Here is a 7,189-nt window from a genome sequence, read left to right as displayed (position 1 = left end):
TTCCAACAATTTTTCTGGCATTCCTTCGAATTGGCCTTTACGAACTTTAGCGAGGTTGGTGCGTTCTGGACGGGTTGCGGCATCTTCATAGAGGAAGATTGGAATACCCAATTCACGATTGATGCGTTCCGCCACTTTATTAGCGATTTCGACACATTCATCTGTTGTGATATCTTTGACTGGAACGAATGGACAAACGTCTGTTGCTCCCATCCGAGGGTGTTCGCCTTCGTGCTTGGTCATATCGATGTTTTCAGATGCGTATTTTACCAATTGGAAAGCCGCTTCTTGAATGGTTTCTTCATCCCCAACGAGTGTAAAGACGCTGCGGTTGTGGCTAGCATCAGACGAGTAGTCTAATAATGTAACACCTGGAATGCTTTTTGCAGTAGCGACTAATCCGTCGATTACAGCTTGATTGCGTCCTTCAGAGAAGTTTGGAATACACTCAACAATTTTTGCCATATGATTACCTCTTTTTATAGGAGAAGTGGGGAAGGAGGGCAATGTATTCTCCTCCCCTTTCTCAATTTTTATTTTTTTGAATTAAAACAATTTTTGAACCGCATCTTTGACCAAATCTTCGTCTGCAAGATAAGGAATAGTGATGTGGTCTGTTCCTGCATGGAGACGGTTGTATTCGATTGCTGTTTCAATAGCATGGTTATTTCTTGCCCAGTTCCGACGAGCAACCCCGCCCATGGTATCCCAGGCAATCGCAGATTTGATGATTTCATCGATCCGGTGGCTACCGTCTAGGACGAGACCGAATCCTCCGTTGATAGCTTTACCGATACCAGTACCACCACCATTGTGGAGAGCAACAAGACTCATACCGCGAGCAGCGTTACCAGCGTAACATTGAACCGCCATATCACAAGTAACATTAGATCCATCTTTGATATTGGATGTTTCACGGAATGGAGCATCTGTACCTGATACGTCGTGGTGGTCACGCCCGATCATGACCGGTCCGATCTTACCTTGGCGGATGAGTTCATTGAATTTCAATGCAATGTTGACACGGCCCATACAATCTTGATAGAGGATACGTGCTTGTGTACCAACCACCAATTGGTTCTTTTCAGCATCGCGGATCCAGTTGTAGTTATCGCGGTCTTGGTAGCGACGAGTTGGATCGATCGCTTCCATAGCTGCATGGTCAGTTGCGATCAGGTCTTCGTGTTTACCACTGAGGCAGACCCAACGGAATGGACCATAACCATAGTCAAAGAGCATAGGACCCATGATATCTTCTACATAAGATGGCCAAATGAAGCCATCTTTGTCATCCAATCCATTCTTAGAAATTTCCTTGATGCCAGAGTCGTAAACAGATTTCATGAAGGCATTACCGTAGTCGAAGAAGTAAGTTCCCTTAGCAGTCAAATCTTTAATCACTGCGAAGTGACGAGCCAAGGTTTCATCGATGAGACGGTGGAAGGTTTCTTTGTCTTCTGCCAACAAGCGTGTCCGTTCTTCAAAGCTAATACCAGCTGGACAATAACCACCATCATAAACGTTGTGGCAAGAGGTTTGGTCAGACAAGAGATGAACGTGGACATTGTGTTCATTGACATATTCAAGCAAGTCTACGATATTACCATGGTAGGCAATAGAAGTAGATTCACCAGCTTCCAGTGCTGCTTGAGCCAATTTCACAGCTTCTTCGGCACTGTCTGTCACTTGGCTAATCCAACCTTGGGAGTGACGAGTTTCGATCCGAGAGCGGTCTACTTCTGCAACGATCGCAACAGCTTTTGCAATTTCAGCTGCTTTCCCTTGAGCTCCACTCATCCCACCAAGACCAGACGAAATAAAGAGCTTACCAGTTAAGTCGCCATCATCAGCCACACCGAGTTTCAGACGTCCAGCATTAAGAAGAGTGTTGAAGGTACCGTGAACGATCCCTTGAGGGCCGATGTACATCCAGCCACCAGCAGTCATCTGACCGTAGTTGGTAACGCCCATCTCTTCAGCAATTTCCCAGTCGCGCATATTGTCATACTCACCAATCAAGAGACCGTTGGTAATGATAACGCGAGGAGCTTCTGGTTTAGATTTGAAGAGACCGAGTGGGTGACCAGATTCAACGACCAAGGTTTGGTCTTCCGTCATGACTTCCAAGTATTTCTTGATCAAGTTGTATTGCATCCAGTTGGCACAGACAGAACCTGTTTCTCCATAAGTAACCAATTCATAAGGATAAAGGGCAATTTCAAAGCTCAAGTTGTTGTCAATCATGACCTGCATAGCTTTAGCAGCAGTGCAGTTTCCTTTGTACTCATCAATTGGTTTTCCATAGATCCGATCTTTTGGACGGAAGCGATAGCCATAGATCCGACCGCGAGTTTTTAGTTCTTCTAGAAATTCTGGGATCAACTCTTGGTGGAATTTTTTAGGGATGTAACGCAGAGCGTTTTTAAGGGCAATCTCAGTCTGAGCTTGCGTTAAGCGGAAGCCTCTATCAGGTGCACGACGGATGCCTTCTTGAAACGTTGCCTTTTCAGGTAGGACATCAAAGTCAAGTTTGACAGACATAGCAGCTGCAATTTCTTTATCGTCTATAAATGACATAGTAGGAACCTCCTTATGTATAAACTATGAATTTATATTTTCTTTATTGTATCCAAGAAACGTCAATAAAGAGTCAAAAATAAATTTAATTTTTAATAAAGCAAAAAAAAATGAGGGAAAAACTTTTTGACTTTTTTTTGACGCTTTTGCTTTAGAATTATAAAATGAATAACAATGGAAATAGAAAGGAAAGTATTCATATGTCTGCTGATGTAATCTTAACCCACTTTAACCAGTTGTTTTGTCCAAACGACCTCGGTCATCCTCTTTATGGCAAGGAGATGGCAGAGGCAAAAATCCTTTCTGATGCTTATATTGCCATTAAAGATGGAAAGGTACTTGCAGTGGGGACCGGTCAACCAGATCCAGAACTGATGGATGCCCATACGGAAGTAAAATCCTGTGAAGGAAAAGTTGCGACCCCTGGCTTGATTGACTGCCATACCCACTTGGTCTATGGAGGCAGTCGTGAACATGAATTTGCTAAAAAGTTAGCGGGTGTTTCCTACTTAGACATCCTCGCTCAAGGCGGTGGAATTCTAAGCACTGTTCGGGCAACACGAGAAGCGTCCTTCGACAACCTTTATGACAAATCCAAACGACTGTTGGATTATATGTTGCGCCATGGGGTGACAACTGTTGAAGCCAAGAGTGGTTACGGTTTGGATTGGGAAACGGAAAAACGTCAATTAGATGTAGTAGCAGCCTTGGACCGAGACCATGAAATTGATCTGGTTTCAACCTTTATGGCAGCTCATGCGATCCCGACAGAGTACAAGGGCCGTTCTCAAGAGTATTTAGATCTGATTATTGAACAAATGCTTCCAAAGGTAAAAGAAGACAATCTGGCTGAATTCTGTGACATCTTCTGTGAAAAGGGTGTCTTTACAGCGGATGAATCACGCTATCTTCTTTCGAAAGCCAAGGAAATGGGCTTCAAATTACGAATTCATGCGGATGAAATTGAGTCCATTGGTGGCGTGGATGTGGCAGCCGAATTGGAATCTACCAGTGCAGAACACTTGATGGTCATTACTGATGAGGGCATTCAAAAACTAGCAAAAGCAAAAGTTATTGGAAATCTTTTGCCTGCAACAACCTTCAGCCTCATGGAAGATACCTATGCACCAGCTCGTAAGATGTTGGACGCTGGCATGGCTATTACCCTAACAACAGACAGCAATCCAGGATCCTGTCCGACAGCCAATCTCCAGTTTGCCATGCACCTTGGTTGCTTCATGATGCGCCTAACTCCAGTGGAAATTCTCAATGCAGTGACCATCAATGCAGCCTACTCAGTAGATCGTGCCAAAACGATTGGCTCTTTCGATGTTGGAAAACAAGCTGATATCACGATTTATGACGCACCAAATCTAGATTATCTCTTCTATTTCTTTGCGACTAACCTAGTGACAGATGTCTATAAAAATGGTAAGAAAGTGATTTAATTTTCTTCGTTTTAAATGTGACCTAAATAGAAAAACCCCCTCATCAGAATTGGTTGATGAGGGGGTTTTAGGGCTTAGAAAAGTATTTCAAAAGAGGAGTTAGAAAGCTTTAAATTCCAACCTTGACATCTGGGAATCGCTCAGACACTTGTGCAAAGAGAGTGTAGAGTTGTTCTTCAGCGTTCTTCTTATTTTTAATGGCTAGGCGGTGCTGTTTCTTTGGCTTGTCCTTGCGGATGTAGCACAATTGGAAGATAGAGCGGGCAATACCTGATTGACGAACTCGAGTGACATGTAAGTATAGTTGTTGAACATCTCGTAAATCAATCGTTTGCGTTCCTCTGAAATAGGTAATCAAATGATTTTTGTACAAGATAACTTTTAAGTCTTGATTGTAGTAGCTGGCTTCATCAGACAGGCGGGACAGATCTCCTTGGAGTTCGGGATAGTTTTGGTGGAGTTCCTGATAGGAAGCAATGGTCCGTTTCCGAACGGAGAAGCTGGCTACGACCATTATGATAGAAAGTCCAGCAAGAGCAGCTGAACCAATTAAGAGGAATAAGGAGTCTTTGTTATATTCCGTAAGGCTCAAGTAATAGCTAGTCGTCATATTGAGTGATACGATAGAAGTAGGGTCAAGGAGGGAATGAATGTACTCACTGTAGCCAACAATGCGACCGTTACGAGATGTATTTTTGCTATCCTTTGCCAAAGGAGCTAATTGTGTTCCTTTTAGTTGATAAGGATCAGACTGCAGTTCTCCTTTTTGAGCTTTATCGACAATCGCTTTAATCGTCGCATCGTCTTTTTTTGCTTCGATCCCTGCATATTTACCATCATTTTGGTTATCGTATTGGACAATATAGAGGACATGTCTTTTGCCCACAGTACCGACAGGTTCTGGGGTAATATCATAGATCAGCATCGTTACAGGGTCCCCAGACTTTTCTGCCTTAGCAAAGCTAGTGGCAGGATTTTGGTGACGCATCCATAATGAAAATATTAAACCTGCGAATACTAGGAAGAAAAGGGCAAGTACTAGACCTGAAACAAATCCTTTATTGCGTTTTTCCTTAATCATATTGATCTCCTTTAGTTTGATAGCTAAAGTATATCATGAAAAATTTTAGGTGACAAGGAGATTTATAACTAGTTGATCCCCAAGGAGTTTTAGGCAGTTTAGCCCCAAAGATAATTGTAAAAAGATGGGAAAATGGTTTGATTATAAAAGAATTTTGCAACTTTTTATAATAAACTATATTTTTTTTATTTTTTTCTATATACAAAAAGATAAATTATTGATAGAATAGAAAAGAATTGAATTAAATTTGGTTCGCGCTCGTTCTGTTTTCATTTAGTAATACAGAATGTTTATAACCTAAATACTTGCACTGGATTCTAATTCATCAGAATCATAGCTAGAATTTGAGAGGAGACAATATGACTGTTGATTTTAACAGCAAAGCATACTTGGATAAAGTGGATGCTTGGTGGCGTGCAGCGAACTACATTTCAGCTGCTCAAATGTACTTGAAAGACAACCCATTGTTGAAACGTGAAGTGGTTGAAAACGACTTGAAGGCTCACCCAATCGGACACTGGGGAACTGTTCCAGGACAAAACTTTATCTACGCACACTTGAACCGTGCAATCAACAAGTATGACTTGGATATGTTTTACATTGAAGGACCAGGTCATGGTGGACAAGTTATGGTGTCCAACTCTTACTTAGATGGTTCTTACACCGAATTGAATCCAAATATCCCACAAAATGAAGAAGGTTTCAAACACCTATGTAAAATCTTCTCATTCCCAGGAGGGATTGCATCTCACGCGGCACCTGAAACTCCAGGATCTATCCACGAAGGTGGAGAACTTGGTTATGCATTGTCACACGCAGCTGGAGCTGTTCTGGATAATCCAGATGTGATTGCTGCAACAGTAATCGGTGATGGTGAAGGGGAAACTGGACCATTGATGGCTGGTTGGTTAGCCAATACCTTCTTGAACCCAGTCAACGATGGTGCTGTTCTTCCAATCTTCTACCTCAACGGTGGGAAGATCCACAACCCAACAATCTTCGAACGTAAAACAGACGAAGAATTGGCCCTCTTCTTTGAAGGTCTTGGTTGGAAACCAATCTTTGCTGACGTAACCGCTATTTCTGACGACCATGCAGCAGCTCATGCTCTGTTTGCAGAAAAATTGGATGAAGCAATTGAAGAAATCAAGAAAGTCCAAGCAGAAGCTCGCAAAGGATCTGCAGCAGAAGCAACTCAACCGGTATACCCTGTTTTGATTGCTCGTATTCCGAAAGGTTGGACTGGACCAAAAGCTTGGGAAGGAACACCAATCGAAGGTGGATTCCGTGCCCACCAAGTTCCAATCCCAGTAGATGCTCACCACATGGAGCATGTAGATGCCCTTCTTTCATGGTTGGAATCTTACCGTCCAGAAGAATTGTTTGATGAAAACGGTAAATTACTTCCTGAGATTGCTGAAATCGCACCAAAAGGTGACCGTCGTATGGCCATGAACCCAATCACAAACGCAGGTGTGATCAAGCCAATGAACACTGCTGATTGGAAGAAACATGCCTTCAAGATTGAAACACCAGGTGCGATCATGGCACAAGATATGATCGAGTTTGGTAAGTATGCAGCAGACCTTGTGGATGCGAACCCAGACAACTTCCGTATCTTTGGACCAGATGAAACCAAATCAAACCGTCTTCAAGAAGTCTTCACACGTACAAGCCGTCAATGGTTAGGACGTATGAAACCTGACTATGATGAAGCTTTGAGCCCTACTGGACGTGTGATTGACTCTCAATTGTCAGAGCACCAAGCAGAAGGAATGCTTGAAGGATATGTCTTGACAGGTCGTCATGGATTCTTCGCTTCTTATGAATCATTCCTTCGTGTTGTAGACTCTATGATCACTCAACACTTCAAATGGTTGCGTAAATCTAAGACTCACACGACATGGCGTAAAAACTACCCAGCCTTGAACTTGATTGCAACTTCAACGGTCTTCCAACAAGACCACAATGGATACACTCACCAAGATCCAGGTATCTTGACTCACTTGGCTGAGAAAACTCCAGAATACATCCGTGAATACTTGCCAGCAGATACCAATAGCTTGCTTGCAGTGATGGACCA

The 7,189-nt window shown here is 42.7% G+C and carries 5 protein-coding genes; 2 read left to right on the top strand and 3 right to left on the bottom strand.

Annotation, left to right across the window (positions count from 1 at the left end):
- Window positions 1–465 (bottom strand): glutamate formimidoyltransferase (gene ftcD, locus ACLOR3_RS01015; protein WP_412036902.1); only part of this gene is annotated, 465 nt, incomplete at its 3' end.
- 81 nt (window positions 466–546) lie between these two features.
- Window positions 547–2,577: a urocanate hydratase gene (hutU, locus tag ACLOR3_RS01010; protein ID WP_411400028.1), complete on the bottom strand. Its 2,031-nt coding sequence runs from the start codon at window positions 2,575–2,577 to the stop codon at window positions 547–549.
- A gap of 200 nt (window positions 2,578–2,777) precedes the next feature.
- Between hutU and hutI the strand changes: the two genes are divergently transcribed.
- Entirely contained in the window at window positions 2,778–4,025 is a 1,248-nt protein-coding gene (hutI, locus tag ACLOR3_RS01005; protein WP_126404777.1) for an imidazolonepropionase, read from the top strand.
- Between the two features lie 109 nt (window positions 4,026–4,134).
- On the opposite strand, the gene ACLOR3_RS01000 is transcribed toward hutI, so the two are convergent.
- Window positions 4,135–5,106 carry a hypothetical protein gene (locus ACLOR3_RS01000; RefSeq protein WP_411400027.1) on the bottom strand — a complete coding sequence of 324 codons (972 nt, stop codon included), beginning with the start codon at window positions 5,104–5,106 and terminating at the stop codon, window positions 4,135–4,137.
- A 359-nt stretch (window positions 5,107–5,465) separates the two neighbouring features.
- On the opposite strand from ACLOR3_RS01000, the gene ACLOR3_RS00995 reads away from it, so the two are divergent.
- Window positions 5,466–7,189, top strand: a 1,724-nt coding sequence (locus ACLOR3_RS00995) for a phosphoketolase family protein (protein ID WP_412036901.1), incomplete at its 3' end; no start/stop codon positions are given.

Origin of the sequence: Streptococcus intestinihominis (assembly GCF_046824975.1) — a bacterium.
Lineage (GTDB): Bacteria > Bacillota > Bacilli > Lactobacillales > Streptococcaceae > Streptococcus.
The sequence above is the reverse complement of the archived record's forward strand: the minus strand, read 5'-3'. Positions and strand labels throughout refer to the sequence as shown.